Origin of the sequence: Trichococcus paludicola (assembly GCF_003052295.1) — a bacterium.
GTDB classification, from domain to species: Bacteria; Bacillota; Bacilli; order Lactobacillales; family Aerococcaceae; genus Trichococcus; species Trichococcus paludicola.
On sequence record NZ_QBLC01000003.1, the window covers coordinates 215,497 to 233,194 of the forward strand.

The following is a 17,698-nucleotide window of genomic DNA, read 5'->3' on the forward strand; positions in this document are numbered from 1 at the left end:
TTTGAAGTTTTACGATGAGAAGCAAAAAGAAATTCGTTACAAATTCGGCTTTTATAGCTTGTTGATCATGACAGCATTACTTTTTGTTTATATCTCAATGCCGGATGATAGACTTGGCGGGATATCTCACCGAAGCGCGATCATGGTCATCATCATGATCAGTGCCCTTTTCTTTTTGGTTAACGTTGTCTATCGGAATGCCTTTTTTGACCAATATACGCGCCGACCTTTTTGGAGCAACGCTTTCTTTTTGGCGATGGCCGGGCAGCAGGCGCAGCAGGCTTACCAGTTGTATCAGCTGGGCATGGATCTCCCTAATCCAATCAATACGGTGGAATTTGTGATGCTGCACGGGCTGCAGGTAGCCTTGCACCTTTCGATCCCTTTAACGTATGGTGTGCGTACATTTTTCGATTGGCTCTCAGCAAAGAAACTGAATGCGGAAGAAACCCGACAGTCGTCTTGAACGGCTGTTTTTTTATAGTCAGCCCTTAATTTTGTGAAACCGCTTACTTAGTGCTAGGATTAAGGAAAATGAACCAGATCCATTCAAAAAGGGGATGACCAACATGGAAATTTCAAGAATGACGGTCAAGGGCAAAGGTTTCGCCAGCGCGCCACCAGATGCTATCGCCATTTCACTGCAGTTGGAGGATATCCAGGATACGTACGAATTGGCGATGCAGCATGCCGCCTTGGCGCTGGAGCAAGTCCGGGAAACGTTGTTGCCGCTCGGATTCTCTAAAAAGGAAATCCGATCCACACACTTTTCAATCGACAGCGCGTATGAGCACAGGAACGATTTCCGCGGCGAAAACAAGCGCTACTTCCTAGGCTACCGCTACCGGAATGATCTTAAGATAACTTTTGAAAATGACAGCAAGCGCCTGGGCGAAATTCTGTTGGCTTTGTCGACTTGCGAAGCGAGTCCGGAATTTTCGGTCTACTTTTTCCTGAAGAATCGGTATGCAGTCGAGCAAGCCTTACTGGAGGATGCCGTGCGTGACGCCAAGGAGAAGGCGCAGATACTGGCTGCTGCGGGGGGTGTCATGCTTGGGAAAATCTTGTCGATCGATTATGACTGGGGCGAAATCGAAGTGCGCTCCCGCGTCTATGCAGCTTCATCGAAGATGGCCTATGACAGCGCGCCGATGATCGATCTCGAGCCGGAAGACATCAGCAACAGCGATACCGTGACGGTCGTCTGGGAAATCTTGAGTTCACAAAAGGCTTGACGGGATCGTCTTTCAGAATCGAAAAGGTATACTGGAAAGCCCCATATCTATCATAATATTTCCGCCCAACGCAAAAAAAATTCTGCAACATAACAGTACCGAGAAGCGCCGTGATGTTATATCCTATACAAGGCAACGCGTGTTACTTACAAAAATTCACACAAACTTCGCATTTGATAAGTATACTGAAGCTCGCTAGAAACATCATTAAAGGAGCATATCCATGAAACTGAAAGAAATGCTGTCTGATTATCAGCTGGGAGAGCAGCCAAAGTGGGATGGAGAACAAATAATCACCGGCATTACCGATAGTTCCAGGGACATCACGGACGGAATGGTATTTGTCGCCATTGCTGGCTTTGAAAAGGATGGCCATGATTATATCCCCCATGCAATCGCACAAGGCGCCGCTTTGATTGTTGGCGAACACGATTGCCCAGAGGCATTGCCGATTCCTTACCTAAAAGTCGCCAACAGTCGCCGAGCGCTGGGCCAATTCGCGGATAAATTCTATAATCATCCGTCCGGCAGGAAACGCGTCATCGGCATAACCGGTACGAACGGAAAGACGACGACTGCTTTTTTCCTCAAGCATTTGCTGGAGCAGCAAGGCTTTACCGTTTCCATGATCGGTACCCTCTACAATGAAATTAACGGGATCCAATATCCGACGCCAAATACGACACCGAATGCCGAAAAAGTGCATGAGTTGATTGCGGCGTCAAAGGATGACCTTGTCGTCATCGAAGTCTCTTCGCACGGGCTGACCCAATACCGTCTGGAGAGCGTCGCTTTCGACTACGCCCTGTTCATGAATCTGCAGCACGATCATTTGGATTACCACAAAACGATGGAGGCTTATTTCGAAGCCAAAGCACTACTGTTCGACAAGCTGAAACCGGATGGGAAAGCGGTCGTCAATACCGATGACGCCTGGGGGGGGGAACTGGCGCAGCGGCTGGTCGCCAAGGGGATAGCGGTCATCACCGTGGGTCATCAGGAAGATGCCACTTTGTCGATCAAAAAGATGACGAATCAGGAGGTCACGTTGGACGTTTCTGATGAGACGTCGGCGTTGGATCCGCATATGCCCGGCGAACATAATCTCTATGATATTGCGATGGCTAGTGCGGTGATTCAGGATCTCGGCTATCCGTTGGCGGATGTTACGGAACAGATGCGTTCGTTTGCGGGCGTGCCGGGCCGGTACGAAATCGTCCATCTGAAGGATGGCGTCCACTGTATCATCGATTACGCGCATACGCCGGAAGCGGTCACTTCGATTCTGAAGTCGATGCATAAGGACGGAGCGGAAAGAATCACGCACATTTTCGGCTTCCGCGGCAACCGGGATGCATCGAAGCGGGATGAAATGATCGCGGCTTCGATTGATCAGAGTGCGCGTGTGATTTTAACCACCGACGATTTGAATAGCGTTACGGAAGAAGCGATGAGGCAGGAATATGCTGATTATCAGCACAAATTGGCTGGGACGCATAAAATCGACATCATAATGGACAGGACTTTGGCCATCCAAGCAGCAGTAAATGAGGCTCGGGCAGGCGATTGGATTCTGGTAACCGGCAAAGGCCATGAGAAATACAAGACGGATTATGCCTTACCGACTGCTTCCGACAAGGAAACGGTGCTGTACCTAAAAAATTCAGAAAAATAGAATGGTCATAAAGCCGTAAAACACTGAAAAAGAGTGTTTTACGGCTTATTTGTTTTGTACGTTTTTTTCCCCCAGACTGCAGATGCGCGGTCGGGGATGACTTGTGTTGTTATTGTATTGGGTAACCGAATTCGAGTACGAAATTCGATAACACGGGCTATCATGGAGGAAGGCTGATGATTAAAGTGAGAGGTTTCAATAAAAATTTTTATAAGTTGACGGTACTGAACGGAATCGATATAGTAGTGGAACGAGGGCAAGTCTTGGCTATTATCGGCCCTTCCGGTTCCGGGAGATCAAGCTTTTTGCGCTGCCTGTATTTCCTTGAGCAGCCGGATAAGGTCGTTCTGAAGGAAAAAGCCTGTTCGATAATCCGCAGCAAGCCCGAACCAAATAATTCTTGAACCAACTGGAGAATAAGAAAAGCTGAACGGGTTCGCTCAGCCCTGATTTATATAGTGAACCATCGAAAGGAAGCATGATACGATGACTGCAACGCAAACGGAAACACAAACTAAAACAGGACTCTACGAAAAGTTGGTCGCTTACCGGCGTGAATTGCATGCGCATCCGGAATTGTCCGCAAAGGAATTTGCGACGACTGAGCGTATCCGCCGCTGGCTGTCGGAGGAAGGAATCACAATCTTGGATTACCCGCTGGAGACGGGTCTGATTGCAGAAGTCGTGGGCGCACTACCTGGTCCGACCATCGCATTGCGTGCCGATATCGACGCTTTGCCAGTCAAAGAAGCAACCGGTTTGCCTTTCATTTCCGAAACGGAAGGGCTCATGCATGCCTGCGGTCATGATTATCATACAGCCTCCATGATTGGAGCAGCAATCCTGCTTCAGGGTAAAAAAGCGGCACTGAAAGGCACGGTCCGTTTCATTTTCCAACCAGCTGAAGAGATCGCACAAGGCGCGAAGTGGGTCGAAGCATCCGGTGCTTTGGAGGGCGTTTCTGCCATTTTCGGGATGCACAACAAGCCGGATCTCCCTGTCGGCACGATTGGCATCCGTGAAGGCGGACTGATGGCTAGCGCAGATCGTTTCGAACTGGAAATCCATGGAGTCGGCGGACATGCCGGCATTCCGGACTCGACCATCGATCCAATCGTCATCGCAAGCCAGGTCATCATCGGTCTGCAGACGATCATCAGCAGAAATACAAGTCCATTCCATAACGCAGTCATCAGCATCACACAGATCCACGGCGGCAACTCATGGAACGTTATTCCCGAGAAAGTCTACATGGAAGGGACCGTCCGCGCCTTCCAAAAAGAAGACCGCGAGAAAATCCCGGCCTTGATGCGCCGGACGGCCGAAGGGATCGCGGCCGGTTTCGGCGCAATAGCCGATTTCCGTTGGCACCCGTATGTTTCCATCGTGGACAATGATGTTCGCTTCAAAGCAATCATGGAATATACAGCTGCCGAACAAGGCTATCGTTTCGTGGAGCCGAACCCAGTTGCTGGCGGGGAGGATTTCGCGCATTTTCAGACGCTGATGCCCGGATTCTTTGTGTTCATGGGCGTCGAAGGCACGCGTGAATGGCACCATCCTGAATTCAATCTCAAAGAAGAAGCCTTGGTGGTCGCAGCGGATTACTTCTCGGCTTTGGCTATCAAGGTGCTGGATCAATGGGAAGCCTGTCAGCATGCACTGAAATGAGGGCGTCAGAAGCCCAATATCCGGCTCCAACCGATAACTCGATTGCAATTGCGTCTGAAGTTGTCTGATAAAACATATATATCTGATAAACCGGCGCTCAGAAGAAGAAAAGGAAAAAGAAATCCATTTTTCAATAGTCCGCGGATATTTTAAATGAACTATAATTTGCGTTATAATTAAGTGGCAAGCTGCCAATCCCCAAAGCATCCAGGCAGCGAACCTCAAAACTCAAAAAAAGAAAGGATCCTCCCTATGGCAGACATCACATTTGAAATCGTCGAAGAACTCGGCATCCTGTCCACATCCGCAAAAGGTTGGACGAAAGAATTGAACTTGGTCAGTTGGAACGGCAGACCACCAAAATACGACATCCGCGAATGGAGTCCAGAACACGAAAAGATGGGCAAAGGACTGACATTCAGCGAAGAAGAAATGGCGGCCCTCGCTAAAATCCTGAAATAACCGAAAAAACCAGCTGAAGTGTATTTGCTTCAGCTGGTTTTGCGATTTCAGCATTTTATTAAGCATGGGCCGATCCGTTGCGTTTTCCGTGCTGATAGAAGAGAAACATCAAAAAGGCCGAAAACAGAGCCATTGCGGAACCAAAGTAGAAAGGAACCTGGTTGTTGAAAGTATCATACAACCAGCCTCCGATCAAACTGGCCGGCAACAGCGTCATCCCCAAGATGGCGTTGTACAGGCCCAGACCGGTCCCTTTCTTTTCCTTGCCGATGATGTCGGATACCAAGGCTTTTTGGATGCCGTCCGTTGCGGCGCTGTAGAGACCGTAAAAAGCGAACAGGTCGACGATGGCGAAGGGGGTAGTGGCTTTGCCGAAACCAAAATAGATCAGCGAGAACATCAGATAGCCGCCGATGATGATACGCTTGCGGCCAATTTTATCGGACAGTTTCCCGAGTGGAACGGCAAAGGTAACCGAAACCGCGTTGAATACTAGATACATAATCGGGATGAACGCATCGCTGATGCCGACGTCACTGGCTTTGATTAAGAGCAGAGCATCCGTCGAATTTCCCAACGTAAAAAAGAAAACGATGACCAGAAAAAGATAGAAGTCCTTGGGGAAATCCCGGAAGGCCAGTTTCCCGAGCCGCTCCGATTTGGCACGTTTGGCTTCATTAACAAAAAAGATGATCGACAAAAGCCCCAGAAATCCAGGGATAGCCGCAAATAGGAACACGCGCCGGTAGTCGCCGGGAAAAGTTGCTAACACGGCAAAGGCGATCAGTGGTCCGACGATGGCGCCGCTGTTGTCCATCGCTTTATGGAAACCAAAATTCAGGCCTGCATTGTTGTTTTCCTCCGAAGAACCAGCCACCAGACTGTCCCTGGGAGCGGTGCGGATGCCTTTTCCGACGCGTTCTACAAAGCGGATCGACAGGACCTGCAGCGGTGTCGTCACGAAGGCGAAGAGTGGGGAAAGGAGGGCGGTGATGCCGTAACCGATGATCATGAAGGGCTTGTTGCGTCCGATTTTGTCGCTCCACCAGCCAGAGAGGGATTTCAGGACGGAAGCGGTGCTTTCGGCGATGCCTTCGATCAGGGAGATTTCCGTTTTTGAAGCGCCTAATGTTGTCAGAAATAAAGGCAGGATGCTGTAGACCATCTTTGTCGTCGTGTCCGTCAGGAAACTGGTCAAACCGACAAAGAAAATATTGCTTTCGACGCCCAGAATCCGTTTTTTCTTTTTCTGATTATCTACCATCTCGAAACCCTTCCTTCTGAATATTTCGTCATCTTCATTAAATTCCTTTTCGGGTAAAAAGTCTAGCAGAGCGACCACGCAGGCATGTCCTTTCCGCGCGATTCGGCCAAATGGATAATCAATCGAAATTTTGGTAAAGTGTACGTGTTGAGATGCCCGAACTGAACAGAATCAGAGGGAGGAATCGGAATGAAAAAGTTGCAGTTCAATCAAACAACGTTGCATGTGGTTAAAGGCGACATCACCCGTTGCGAAGTAGATGCCGTTGTTAATGCCGCTAATGAAAGTCTGCTCGGCGGAGGCGGGGTAGACGGCGCCATCCATCGTGCCGCCGGTCCGGAACTGTTGGCTGCCTGCCGCACTTTGGATGGGTGCCGTACCGGCGATGCGAAGCTCACGCCAGGTTTCCGGCTCAAAGCCGCTCATGTCATCCACACGGTCGGTCCGGTCTGGCGAGGCGGAATGCACGGTGAAGCGGATTTGCTGGCCTCGTGCTACCAAAAATCGTTGGAATTGGCCGAAGCCCATGGAATCCGGACGCTAGCCTTTCCGGCGATCAGCACCGGCATTTACGGCTATCCGCTGGAACAGGCGACCGCAATCGCTGTCGGTACCGTTCTGAAATATCTGGAAAATCAGCCGGAATCCGACATCACAGAAATAACCTTTGTCTGCTTTGACGATGCGACAGTGTACGCCTACGAGCAGGCATTCGAAGAATTTGAAAGGGGAACTGACTGATGTTTTTATTTTTTGACGTATTGCCGTTCCGAAAGCAACTTGAATACAACCAGACCATCACCTGTAGCCGTTGCGGTCATTTTGGACGCTATGAGGTCTATCTCGTGGGCAATCGCTTCCGCCTTTTTTTCATCCCGGTCATCACCTTCGGGAAAAAGTACCTCGTCCGCACAACCTGTTGCGACACATGGTATCTGCTGGATCCGCATGTAGGCAAAGCGATTGAACGGAAAGAAACGGTCTCGATCCGCGACAGCGATCTGCAAATGTATCAGACTGGCGAACCGCTTGAAAGTAGCTGTCCCAACTGCGGTGCCTCCTATCCTCAGGGCTCACATTTTTGTCCGAATTGCGGAGTGAAAGTGGATGAAATGGATCGTTAAGGAATTGTCCAGGAAATAAATGAAAGACAATTATCTGTAAGCGTTGCAAAATGTCCAATTATGGTATACTATCACTATCGAAAATTGTAAGGGGTGGTCATAATTATATGTTAACGAATAAAGAAATCAGATCCACGGCCAGAGAATATTTACGCGGCAATTATAAAATGGCGGTCATTAACCTGATCCTTATCACGATCGCGAATAGCACCATGCAATCGGTAGTCAGAACGCTGACGGGCGAAAGCGCGTTGAACATGCAGATGACAGGGGAAACCTTGCCGAATTGGGATTCCGTCTTCTCGATGCAATCCTCACCTTTCCAAACGACCCTGAATGTGGTCCTTTCGATCATCGTGGCGCTGATTATCGGCTCCATGCAGATGGGGAACGAATGGGGGTACCTGGACATGCTGGACGGTACGCCGCTTTCGTCAGGCCATCTGCTCAAACCATTTGAAAATCAGTTGTTTAAGACGCTTGGCGTTCTGGCGCTGCAGGCTATCTATGTCATTCTATGGTCCGTGTTGCTGATCATACCTGGCATCATGAAGCTTTACGCTCTGGCATTATCGAACTTCATTTACTTCGATAATCCGGATATGAAAACGACGGACATCCTGAGACAAAGCGAATCCTTCATGAAAGGCAAGAAGATGAGACTTTTCCAACTGGATCTGACTTATTTTGTCATCTACCTGATTCCTGTCGCGTTGTTCATGGGTGTCGGAATAGCCGCTTTCAACATGTATGCCGGATCTGCGACCGCTGATCCCGATGCCTTGCTTTACCAACTGCTGTTGTTGATTGGCTTGATGTTGGCGGCGTTCGCCATCTTCGGAATCCTGACCTTCATCGTTGAACCGAGAAGGAAAGCTGCGCGCGCAGTCTTCTATTCCGAAGTTCTGAAGGAAGAAAATCTCATTATCGGCTGATCGGCCCATATCTTATTAACTAAATTTTCAGAGAAGGAGCGAAATAATGGAGCAAAGAATAAAAAGAGAAGCACCAAGCATCACAACCGATTTGCGCAGTGATACAGTGCAAGTCCCGAGCGTGATCCGGAACTGTTCAGGAATCCGGATTTTTGGAAAACGAATCAAATCCCTGATCTTTACGACGGATATTGCTATTATCCTGAATAACGATGCGGATGCCGTCATCGCGGTTTATCCATTTACCCCGCATCCGGCGGTTATCCAAAGCATTGCCAATGTCTCAACCATTCCGATCCTTTCCGGTGTCGGAGGGGGGACGACCCAAGGCAAACGCAGTGCCAACATCTCTTTGTTTTCGGAGGCGCAGGGTTCCTTGGCTGTCGTCGTCAATGCGCCGACCCCAATCGATACCATCAGACAAATCGAGGAAACCGTGGATATTCCGATCGTCTGTACGATCGTGACGGAATACATGGATATTCAGGAACGGTTGGATGCCGGAGTTGATATTCTGAACGTCAGCGGCGGGAAGGATACGGCCTACATCGTGAGCCGCATCCGGGAAAATTTCCCAGATGTTCCGATCATCGCGACGGGCGGACCGACGGATGAAACGATTCTCGATGCAATCAACGCCGGAGCCAATGCCATCAGCTGGACGCCTCCCTCCAACGGCGAATTGTTCCGCCGCAAGATGGACAAGTACCGCAACAAAGAACGCGAGCGCTACATGCAGGAGCACCAAGGCATGACGATCGAAGAAGTCGAAGACTTGGAAGATCACAGAGATTAACCTATTGAAAAAACGCACAAGCAGCGGCCGGGACTGTCCCGGCAACTGTTTGCGCGTTTTTTTTTGCTATCATGAGACTTTGGTTGTTCAAAAGGATCCTACAAATCGGAAATCATGCCCCCGTCGACGACGAATTGCGACCCAGTCGAGTAGCTCGAATCATCGGATGCAAGGTAGATGACCAGATTGGAGACTTCTTCCGGTTTAGCGGTCCGTCTCAAAGGAATGTCCTTTTCCAATTGTTTGATGTATTCATAGACATCACCCTGTTCAGCCATCGGTGTTTCGATGATGCCTGGGTGGACGGAATTCACGCGGATGTTGAACGGGCCAAGTTCAGCAGCAGCTCCCTTTGTCATCCCAGTGACTGCGTGTTTGGACGCGCTGTAGGCGATGGCGGTAGGCGCACTGACTAGTCCATCTACAGAAGAAATGTTGACGATCGAGCCGACACCCGCTTTTTTCATAGAAGACACGACAGTTTTCATTCCCAGGAACACGCCCAGTTCATCGATTTCGAATGTCAAACGGAAATCCGCTTCCGTCAATTGATCCAATGTTTTGAAGATGCCGACGCCGGCATTGTTGACGAGCACCGTAACCGGCCCGAATGTTTCTTCGGTCAGCGCGATGACTTCTTCCCAATTGGCTGATTTTGAGACGTCCAGTTTCATAAAGACGGAATTTTCGCCGATTTCCTCAACCAAAGCTTTTCCTGCCTCTTCGTTGATGTCGGTCACGACTACTTTAGCGCCTTCCTCCACGAATTTGCGTGCGTGCATGGCACCCATTCCTTGTGCTGCTCCTGTGATGATTGCTACTTTGTTTTCCAATTTTCCCATTGCAGATAGCTCCTTTAGATTCTTTTTTTGCCGCTCCCTAACTCTTGGGATAACTTGTATAGGCTTACAATCATGTTATTCCTCTAATGGATTGGAATCAATATTATGGCAGCATAATTATCTATTCACAAATGAGGCACTTCCACAAAAAAATAAAAAGCTGTAAACGTTGTATTGTTAACGCGGTTTGTTTATGTTCTGAACATTTGAACGGAAAATGAACATATGCCATTGCTGTCGATATTGGAATAATTTTATCAATATGAACGCAGTCAAGGACCTAGAGCACGGACTTGTCTGGTTGCGGGCAGCGTTGTTGCGCGTGGAATCAACTTAAGAAAAGGTCGGCTTCAGGTGTATGTTTTTTAAATTATCGTCCAATACTATATAATAAGTGTAAGAAAGAAAACGATTTTCGGATTGCGGTAGATCTCTGGACGGGTTGGCATCGCCAGAGCCCATCAATGCGAAAAATAGAATATTGGAGGTATTCATATGAAATGGAAGGGTGGAAGAAGAAGTTCCAACGTTGAAGATCGACGCGGCGGTGGCGGCTTTTCGACGGGTGGCGGCGGACTAGGCGTGAGCGGTATGGCAGGCGGCGGGATTTTTGGGATCATCATCATGATCATCATTGCCTTGTTTGGAGGGGGCGACCTGTTTGGCGGTGGTGGCAGCACGCCGACTGAAACGCCACAGACAGGTGTCACTGAAACGAGCAACAAGACCGAGGACGAGATGGCAGAATTTGTATCCGTTGTATTGGCCTATACTGAAGATGCCTGGACACAAGAATTTGCCAACAACAATATGGAATATGTCGAACCGACACTGGTGCTGTTCAGCGGACAGGTGCAATCTGCTTGCGGTGTAGCTGGTTCCCAAGTCGGACCGTTCTACTGTCCGGCCGATCAAAAATTATACATCGACTTGAGTTTCTACGATCAGCTTTCGCAAGAGTATGGCGCGTCCGGCGACTTTGCGATGGCCTATGTCGTCGCTCATGAGGTCGGACATCATGTCCAGAATTTGCTAGGCATTATGGATCAGGTGCAAAGCAGTCGTAATCAGTTAAGCGAAACGGAATACAATGAGCTGAATGTGCGGTTGGAACTGCAGGCCGATTACCTGGCCGGTGTCTGGGCAAATTATGTCCAGGAGCAGGGCGTCCTTGAGGAAGGCGACTTCGAGGAAGCCTTAACAGCAGCACATGCTGTAGGGGATGATACCTTGCAGAAAGAGAACCAAGGCTATGTCGTACCCGACAGCTTTACGCACGGTACTTCCGAGCAACGCATGCGCTGGTTCACGAAAGGTTTCGAAATCGGCAACCTGAGCGGCGGAGATACGTTCAATATCGGATATGATGAACTTTAATTTATGAAGAATTTAGTTGAGCCTGTCGCGCTGCGGCAGGCTTTTTTTTGGGGCATTCAATGTACTTCCATCCGATTGACACAAGCAGTCTGTAGGATTATAATACAACTAACACATGAACAGTTATTCATATGTAATGCGGAATCATTCCGTTTTCGGATAAATAATACGAATACTTAGGGCTAAGGAGTGATAGAGATGTCTGAGAAAGTAAAGCAGATTGAATGGTATTTGGACGAATTGGATTGCGCCAATTGCGCCAGCAAAGTTGAGACTGGCATCGCGAAAATAGAAGGGATACTCGAAAGCAATGTGAACTTCATGACGAAGACTTTGCGGATCGAAATCGAAGGGGATCAAGAGGCGGATATTTTACCGAAAGTGAAACAAAAACTCAGTGTACTTGAGCCGGATATCCATCCGACTCTGAAAAAAAGCGGCGCCCTTATTGGAGTGGATGGGTTTCCGATAGGATTGAAACATCCCCAAGATGACTTATCCACAAACGGGCACGAACATCACGACCAGGATGCTGCACATGAACACACGCATGCGCACGGCGAAGGGGATAAGGACGAAATCCAGAAAGCCGTCATCCGATTGGTTGTAGGCTTTGGAATCTTGTTGGCGGCGATTTTCGCCCCGGTCAGCGGAACGATTTCGCTGATCTTGTTTGTGACTGCGTACCTGGTTGCGGGCTATGACATCGTTTGGAGCGCGCTCTTGAACATCAAGAACGGCCAATTGTTCGACGAAAACTTTCTTATGACGATTGCAACTCTGAGCGCTTTCTACATTCAGGAGTATCCGGAAGCGGTAGCTGTGATGCTGTTCTATCAGCTGGGGGAACTTTTCCAGGACATCGCTGTCGACAAGTCCCGCCGTTCCATCGCCGAACTGATGGACATCCGACCTGATTACGCAAACGTGAAAACAGCAGCCGGTATCGAAAAAGTGGCACCGGAAACTGTCAAAATCGGCGACATCATCCTGATTCGCCCTGGTGAAAAAGTTCCGTTGGACGGGAAAGTAGTGAGTGGAACCTCCGCTGTCGACACCTCGGCGTTGACCGGCGAATCGGTACCGCGTGGCGTGAAAGTCGGCGACAACATCCTGAGCGGGTTCATCAACAAAAACGGGGTCATCGAAGTCGCAGTCGAAAAGCTGTTTGCTGAGTCCACCGTCGTCAAGATTTTGGATTTGGTGCAGAACGCCAGCGGCCGAAAAGCGCCGACGGAAAACTTCATCACCAAATTTGCCCGCTATTACACACCGGTTGTCGTCATCGCGGCCGTATTGCTGGCGGTCCTGCCGCCGCTCGTCATCCCGGGCGAAAGCTTCAATGAATGGCTCTACCGCGCCAGCATCTTTCTGGTCATCTCGTGTCCGTGCGCGTTGGTCGTTTCGATTCCGGTCGGTTTCTTCGGCGGCATCGGCTCGGCCTCACGCAAAGGCATCCTCGTCAAAGGGAGCAACTTCCTCGAAGGTCTGAATGATGTCAAAACGGTCGTGATGGACAAGACCGGAACGTTGACGGAAGGCAAGTTCGCCGTAACCAAGATCGAAAGCGCCGGCGAGTTGACGGAGAATCGCTTGCTGGAACTGGCGGCCTATGCAGAACTGCATTCCAGCCATCCGATTGCCGATTCTATCAAGGAAGCTTACGGAAAGCAGGTAGCTGAAGATCTTATAAACACCACAAATGATATCCCGGGGCAGGGTCTGCAGGTCGTCGTCGATGGGCAAGAAATCCTGGCCGGCAACGCCAAACTGTTGGAGAAATTCGGCATCATCCATGCGCCGGCTCCTGAAACCGGGACGGTTGTGTATATCGCTGTGGATAAACACTATGCCGGCTACATCCTGATTGCTGATGCCATCAAAGCTGATGCGAAGGCCACTATCGCCGGATTGAAGGCGAGAGGCATCCGCACCATCATGCTGACCGGGGATTCCCGCGCGGTAGGCGAAGCAGTCGCCAAAGAAATCGGCATCGATGAAGTCCACGCGGAACTGCTTCCGCAGGACAAAGTGACGAAGCTGGAGGAAGTGTTGGCGAGCAAACGCAAAGGCGAAAAAGTCATCTTCGTGGGCGACGGCATCAACGATACGCCGGTGCTGGCCCGTTCCGATATCGGGATGGCGATGGGCGGATTGGGATCCGACGCCGCCATCGAAGCGGCCGACATTGTCATCATGGACGATCAGCCATCGAAGATTTTGACCGCAATCACCGTGGCTGAAGAAACACGTAAAATCGTCTGGCAGAACATCATTTTTGCAATGTCGGTCAAAGGGGTGTTTCTGGTTCTCGGTGCGTTCGGCATCGCTACAATGTGGGAAGCGGTCTTCGCCGATGTCGGCGTGACTGTGCTTGCTGTCCTCAACAGCATCCGCATCCTTAAAAAATAATCGTTAGTATGTGGGGGCCGCCAGCGGTCCCTATTTTTTGTCTGCTCCGGCGCTCATCGGAGCACCGCGTTGCAAACGAGCGTCAGCTCCGATGAGCGCATGGCTGACCGAATGTAGTGCGAATAAAATTTGGCTGAACTCCGGGGAGGCTTCCTTCATCGGAGTTGGGGTCTTAGCTGCGCTTCTGTCCTCCGGCGAGGCCCACGTTCCCCGGAGTTCAGGCGAACTGACGTGGACGCTGGCGTCCGCCACATACCTTAAAGCTTCCTAAGCGGATTATCCACACGGCTGTGCTACAATGAAAAAAGAATAAAAAACGAAAAGTGAGTGATGAGATTGGAAAACGGAATCCGTAATTTTGAGTTTCAAAATCCTACAAAAATAGTTTTCGGCAAAGACCAGATCAAGCGCATCAATGATTTGATCCCGAAAGACGCAAAAGTGCTGATTTTGTTTGGCGGGGGAAGCGTCAAGAAGTTCGGCACATTTGACCGCGTCGTCGAAGCCTTGGGCAACCGTGAGTGGGCTGAATTCGGCGGCATCGAGGCGAATCCGACATACGAAACGCTGATACAAGCAGTCGACAAGATCAAAGCGGAAGGCTATGACTACTTATTGGCAGTCGGCGGCGGCAGTGTCATCGACGGCGTGAAATTCGTTGCGGCCGCTGCGGTCTTCGCGGGTGATCCTGTCGATATGTTCGGCAGCGGCGTAGGCAAGGGACTGCCAGTCACACAAGCACTGCCTTTCGGTACAGTATTGACGTTGCCGGCCACTGCATCGGAAATGAACAACAATTCGGTTGTCACCTTTGTGGAAAAGCAAGCGAAGATCAGTTTCGCCAGTCCACATACTTATCCACAATTCTCCATCCTTGAACCGGAAGCGACCTACACATTACCGAAACGCCAACTGGCGAACGGTGTCATCGATTCCTTTATCCATGTGATGGAGGCCTATCTGACGTATCCGGTTGACGCAAAAGTGCAGGACCGTTGGGCGGAAGGGTTGCTGCAGACATTGATCGAAATCGGCCCGGACGTAGTCGATGAGGACAACCACGACTATGCGACTCGCGCCAATTTCATGTGGACAGCGACGAATGCGCTGAATCGTTTCATTTCGCCAGGTGTTCCCCAGGATTGGGCTACGCATCAACTGGGCCATGAGATGACGTTGGCGTTCTGGATCGACCACGCCCGCACTTTATCCATTGTCCTTCCGGCTATTATGAAAGTCCGTAAGCAACAGAAATGGGACAAACTGCTTCAGTATGCGGAACGCGTGTGGGATATCCGCGCGGACTCCGGGCTGACTAGTGATGAAGAAAAAATCGATTTGGCGATCAAAAAGACCGAAGACTTCTTCGCCAGTCTTGGCGCACCGATTCGCTTCTCCGATGTTGAGCTGGATGAGAGCGACATTCCGGTTTTGGTGGAAGCACTCATCCGCCACAAGAAAGAGAATATTTCCGAACGCGGCGATTTTACCACGGAGGATGCAAGAGCCGTCTACACGGCTGCACTTTAAAATATTGTTTGTATTTTATCACAACGGACTCCCTATAACTGGGGAGTTTTTTTGTGCATTTTGCTCCTGTTAATTTAATAATTTTTAAAACTAATATAGTGACACTCTATAATATATGGTAATATTGAAGAAAGAGAGCATCGGAGTCAATGGGAAAGAAGGGTTGCCAATTGGAGAATAACCAGAGCATTTTCGATACAATTTGCCGTTTGCGGGAAGAACAGCCGGGCCTGCCTTATCGATTTCAGGATGAGCGGACGGCTGGGCAAAAAGATGTGCTTTATGTCCTTGCTTCCGAAGGGATCCCTTTTTGGCGGAAAGAGGACTTGGCGAAGGAGTGCTGCGGCATCCTGAAGGACCTCGTCAACAAAGAAGAAGCGATCCTGACAGATCCTGTCCTGCGCCATTTCCTGGAGCATTATCCGATCTGCAGTTATTTCCTGGAATTGCGCGAAAGGGTGCGGATAACTTTGGAAGCGGAATCGGGAGCGCGGGAACGTCTTTATCACCTCGGCATGCGGCTGGCCCGCAGCGGCACCGATCCGGAGCAGGTGAAATTGGGCATCATCCTTTTGGGTTTCTTTCCATATGATACGACCAAACAGATCATGCGCACACTGGGTTACCACAGCGAGTACAGCTTGTACGTGCTCGAGAGCATCCAGTTCGTTTTCCCTCTGCAGAACAATTTCATCTTCGAATTGGCCAAGCACACGGTCGGTTACGGGAAGCTGGCGGCCATGTTCCTGCTGAAGCCGGTTACCTGGGAACAGCAGCACTGGATGCTGCATGAAGGCATCAAGAGCGATTTCCTAGCCAATATCTATACCAATCTCTGCATTCAGAAAACGGACATGCGCGCCTATTTCAAAAAGACGGAGATCACGGCCGCCAATTTCACGGATTTCGCCTATCTGATCTGTTATGCGGACTACAACAATGATAGCGTGACCATTGATGCCCAGTTGGATTTCCTGTATAAGTTCATCGACAAGCGCGACTATGCGGCAAGCTTCATCGATCTGGGCGCGCTCGTCAGCATCTGGTATCAGGTAGTCGACTTTTGGCAGCAGGATTACGATTTCATCAGTCAAAATGAGACGAAATACCGTCGCACCAAAACCATGTGGGATACCCGCATCGCCCGCTACGAAAAGCTGGTGCATAAAGTCGAAAGTTTCCTGCATCAGCCCAAATGGCGCCATATCGTGTATCAAGAAATTTCTGCCCCTCAGGAATCGGATAGCCTGATCATGAAAGCGCTCGTCTATCTGAACATGCATCCCGATTTTCCGGCCTTCATGGAAGTGCTGAGTCGGCAACCTTTGGGATTCAACATGCTCGATTTCTTCCTGAAAATCAATCCCGAATTCTATTTCGACGATGTCTGCGAATACCTCGAAGCGATCCTGAACCCGGATCTTTATGCGCTCCCTTTGGAAACAGAAGAGCCGGAAAATCCGAGCGTTACGGATCTGATGCGCGCCGACGAATGGTTGCTGCGCCTGTTCGAAGTGATGAGCGAGAAACGCAAATACAATGAAGCCTGGTGCATCCGCGGCATCCATTACCGCCATGCCGGCGTGCGCAAAAAGGCAGTCCAAGTACTGCAACAACACAGAAAAAAATGGTCCGACCAGGTGGAACATGAACTCCAGGTCGCCCTTGAAAAAGAGCCGAACATCAAACTGAAGCGGCAAATCGACAGACTGTTGCAGCCGGAAAATCTGAAGAACCAAAAAGAAAGTCGCTATTTGAAGGTAAAGCAACCGCCATTGAGCCATGCCCATACGGATAAGGAATTGCTGCATACGTATATCGCCGGCACACAGTTCCATGAGCTAAGCGGAGTCGCCGATTTCCTGAAACCGGGGGACCTACTTCAGCTCGTCCGCGAGACCGATAATGCCTACGACGCGAATGCCATCGCCGTTGCGACGCAAGCTGGCTACATGTTGGGTTATGTGCCACGGTCGGAGAATGCAGTTCTGGCCAATTTGTTGGATGCCGAAGAGCGCCTTTACGCGATCTTGGAATCGCCGACAGTCGAGATGGAACGGCCGAAAATCACCATCGTTCTGAAACGGACCTTTTTCCAGGCGCAGCCGACCGAGCAGGGCCAAGGCATCATCCTGCCGTTCCCACCGCCCAAGAAAAAGAAATACGAATGAGAATAAAAGCTGAACGGGTTCGTTCAGCCCTGAAAGAAATTTAGGAAATCTGGCCCTGAATGAGCATCGTAGAGCGCAATGGGTCAGATTTATCTAATTTCCGAAGGGCTAACCCGTGAAGCTAGCCAACGGCTTGGACTGCATGAAACATTTTGCAATCCTGTGAAACACCTGCGGTGATGCTCTTTTGGTTTGAATAATTTT

The 17,698-nt window shown here is 49.9% G+C and carries 17 protein-coding genes; 14 read left to right on the plus strand and 3 right to left on the minus strand.

All coding sequences use genetic code 11. The features are described from left to right. Position 1: 1 nt before the first annotated feature. The 6 genes from C7R56_RS05875 (at position 2) to C7R56_RS05900 (ending at position 5,043) form a co-directional block, all read left to right on the plus strand. Complete coding sequence (locus C7R56_RS05875) at positions 2-466, plus strand: hypothetical protein (protein ID WP_107995638.1); 465 nt, start codon at positions 2-4, stop codon at positions 464-466. Positions 467-569: 103 nt separating this feature from the next. After that, the gene (locus tag C7R56_RS05880; RefSeq protein WP_159072171.1) at positions 570-1,235 is read left to right on the plus strand and encodes an SIMPL domain-containing protein; all 666 of its coding nucleotides are present in this window, start codon (positions 570-572) and stop codon (positions 1,233-1,235) included. Between the two features lie 223 nt (positions 1,236-1,458). Further along, positions 1,459-2,910 carry a UDP-N-acetylmuramoyl-L-alanyl-D-glutamate--2,6-diaminopimelate ligase gene (locus tag C7R56_RS05885; protein WP_107995640.1) on the plus strand — a complete coding sequence of 484 codons (1,452 nt, stop codon included), beginning with the start codon at positions 1,459-1,461 and terminating at the stop codon, positions 2,908-2,910. A 176-nt stretch (positions 2,911-3,086) separates the two neighbouring features. Next, the gene (locus C7R56_RS05890) at positions 3,087-3,314 is read left to right on the plus strand and encodes an ATP-binding cassette domain-containing protein (protein WP_107995641.1); all 228 of its coding nucleotides are present in this window, start codon (positions 3,087-3,089) and stop codon (positions 3,312-3,314) included. 82 nt (positions 3,315-3,396) lie between these two features. Continuing rightward, entirely contained in the window at positions 3,397-4,581 is a 1,185-nt protein-coding gene (locus C7R56_RS05895) for an amidohydrolase (RefSeq protein WP_107995642.1), read from the plus strand. Between the two features lie 252 nt (positions 4,582-4,833). After that, positions 4,834-5,043 (plus strand): YdbC family protein, encoded by a 210-nt coding sequence (locus C7R56_RS05900; protein WP_107995643.1) that lies wholly within the window; start codon positions 4,834-4,836, stop codon positions 5,041-5,043. A gap of 58 nt (positions 5,044-5,101) precedes the next feature. Here C7R56_RS05900 and C7R56_RS05905 read toward each other — a convergent pair whose 3' ends face one another. Beyond that, positions 5,102-6,307, minus strand: coding sequence for an MFS transporter (locus C7R56_RS05905; RefSeq protein ID WP_107995644.1), 1,206 nt, complete (start codon positions 6,305-6,307; stop codon positions 5,102-5,104). 189 nt (positions 6,308-6,496) lie between these two features. Here C7R56_RS05905 and C7R56_RS05910 point away from each other — a divergent pair, with 189 nt between their 5' ends. The 4 genes from C7R56_RS05910 to C7R56_RS05925 all read left to right on the plus strand — a co-directional run bounded on the left by C7R56_RS05910 (position 6,497) and on the right by C7R56_RS05925 (position 9,162). After that, positions 6,497-7,048: an O-acetyl-ADP-ribose deacetylase gene (locus C7R56_RS05910; RefSeq protein WP_107995645.1), complete on the plus strand. Its 552-nt coding sequence runs from the start codon at positions 6,497-6,499 to the stop codon at positions 7,046-7,048. Next, positions 7,048-7,431 (plus strand): zinc ribbon domain-containing protein, encoded by a 384-nt coding sequence (locus C7R56_RS05915; protein ID WP_107995646.1) that lies wholly within the window; start codon positions 7,048-7,050, stop codon positions 7,429-7,431. The genes C7R56_RS05910 and C7R56_RS05915 overlap by 1 nt, the downstream gene beginning before the upstream one ends. A 107-nt stretch (positions 7,432-7,538) precedes the next feature. Beyond that, the gene (locus tag C7R56_RS05920; protein WP_159072172.1) at positions 7,539-8,366 is read left to right on the plus strand and encodes a DUF975 family protein; all 828 of its coding nucleotides are present in this window, start codon (positions 7,539-7,541) and stop codon (positions 8,364-8,366) included. 46 nt (positions 8,367-8,412) lie between these two features. Then, complete coding sequence (locus tag C7R56_RS05925) at positions 8,413-9,162, plus strand: beta/alpha barrel domain-containing protein (RefSeq protein WP_107995648.1); 750 nt, start codon at positions 8,413-8,415, stop codon at positions 9,160-9,162. Positions 9,163-9,260: 98 nt separating this feature from the next. On the opposite strand, the gene C7R56_RS05930 is transcribed toward C7R56_RS05925, so the two are convergent. Continuing rightward, on the minus strand, positions 9,261-10,004 hold the full coding sequence (locus tag C7R56_RS05930) for a glucose 1-dehydrogenase (protein ID WP_107995649.1): 744 nt from the start codon (positions 10,002-10,004) through the stop codon (positions 9,261-9,263). 495 nt (positions 10,005-10,499) lie between these two features. Here C7R56_RS05930 and ypfJ point away from each other — a divergent pair, with 495 nt between their 5' ends. Both ypfJ and C7R56_RS05940 read left to right on the plus strand, forming a co-directional pair. Then, positions 10,500-11,381, plus strand: coding sequence for a KPN_02809 family neutral zinc metallopeptidase (gene ypfJ / locus C7R56_RS05935; RefSeq protein WP_107995650.1), 882 nt, complete (start codon positions 10,500-10,502; stop codon positions 11,379-11,381). Positions 11,382-11,579: 198 nt separating this feature from the next. Next, positions 11,580-13,793: a heavy metal translocating P-type ATPase gene (locus C7R56_RS05940; RefSeq protein ID WP_107995651.1), complete on the plus strand. Its 2,214-nt coding sequence runs from the start codon at positions 11,580-11,582 to the stop codon at positions 13,791-13,793. Between the two features lie 30 nt (positions 13,794-13,823). Here the strand turns inward: C7R56_RS05940 and C7R56_RS05945 are convergent, their stop codons facing one another. Then, positions 13,824-14,045 (minus strand): hypothetical protein, encoded by a 222-nt coding sequence (locus tag C7R56_RS05945; protein ID WP_107995652.1) that lies wholly within the window; start codon positions 14,043-14,045, stop codon positions 13,824-13,826. Positions 14,046-14,123: 78 nt separating this feature from the next. Between C7R56_RS05945 and C7R56_RS05950 the strand changes: the two genes are divergently transcribed. Beyond that, complete coding sequence (locus C7R56_RS05950; protein ID WP_327229080.1) at positions 14,124-15,323, plus strand: iron-containing alcohol dehydrogenase; 1,200 nt, start codon at positions 14,124-14,126, stop codon at positions 15,321-15,323. A gap of 170 nt (positions 15,324-15,493) precedes the next feature. Then, positions 15,494-17,494 carry an HIRAN domain-containing protein gene (locus C7R56_RS05955; protein WP_159072173.1) on the plus strand — a complete coding sequence of 667 codons (2,001 nt, stop codon included), beginning with the start codon at positions 15,494-15,496 and terminating at the stop codon, positions 17,492-17,494. The last annotated feature ends 204 nt before the right edge of the window (positions 17,495-17,698 follow it).

Bases quoted from the DNA above. Each gene is read 5' to 3' on its own strand.
- C7R56_RS05880 (WP_159072171.1), top strand. From the start codon at position 570: ATGGAAATTTCAAGAATGACGGTCAAGGGCAAAGGTTTCGCCAGCGCG.
- C7R56_RS05885 (WP_107995640.1), top strand. From the start codon at position 1,459: ATGAAACTGAAAGAAATGCTGTCTGATTATCAGCTGGGAGAGCAGCCA.
- C7R56_RS05890 (WP_107995641.1), top strand. From the start codon at position 3,087: ATGATTAAAGTGAGAGGTTTCAATAAAAATTTTTATAAGTTGACGGTA.
- C7R56_RS05895 (WP_107995642.1), top strand. From the start codon at position 3,397: ATGACTGCAACGCAAACGGAAACACAAACTAAAACAGGACTCTACGAA.
- C7R56_RS05900 (WP_107995643.1), top strand. From the start codon at position 4,834: ATGGCAGACATCACATTTGAAATCGTCGAAGAACTCGGCATCCTGTCC.
- C7R56_RS05905 (WP_107995644.1), bottom strand. From the start codon at position 6,307: ATGGTAGATAATCAGAAAAAGAAAAAACGGATTCTGGGCGTCGAAAGC.
- C7R56_RS05910 (WP_107995645.1), top strand. From the start codon at position 6,497: ATGAAAAAGTTGCAGTTCAATCAAACAACGTTGCATGTGGTTAAAGGC.
- C7R56_RS05915 (WP_107995646.1), top strand. From the start codon at position 7,048: ATGTTTTTATTTTTTGACGTATTGCCGTTCCGAAAGCAACTTGAATAC.
- C7R56_RS05920 (WP_159072172.1), top strand. From the start codon at position 7,539: ATGTTAACGAATAAAGAAATCAGATCCACGGCCAGAGAATATTTACGC.
- C7R56_RS05925 (WP_107995648.1), top strand. From the start codon at position 8,413: ATGGAGCAAAGAATAAAAAGAGAAGCACCAAGCATCACAACCGATTTG.
- C7R56_RS05930 (WP_107995649.1), bottom strand. From the start codon at position 10,004: ATGGGAAAATTGGAAAACAAAGTAGCAATCATCACAGGAGCAGCACAA.
- ypfJ (WP_107995650.1), top strand. From the start codon at position 10,500: ATGAAATGGAAGGGTGGAAGAAGAAGTTCCAACGTTGAAGATCGACGC.
- C7R56_RS05940 (WP_107995651.1), top strand. From the start codon at position 11,580: ATGTCTGAGAAAGTAAAGCAGATTGAATGGTATTTGGACGAATTGGAT.
- C7R56_RS05950 (WP_327229080.1), top strand. From the start codon at position 14,124: ATGAGATTGGAAAACGGAATCCGTAATTTTGAGTTTCAAAATCCTACA.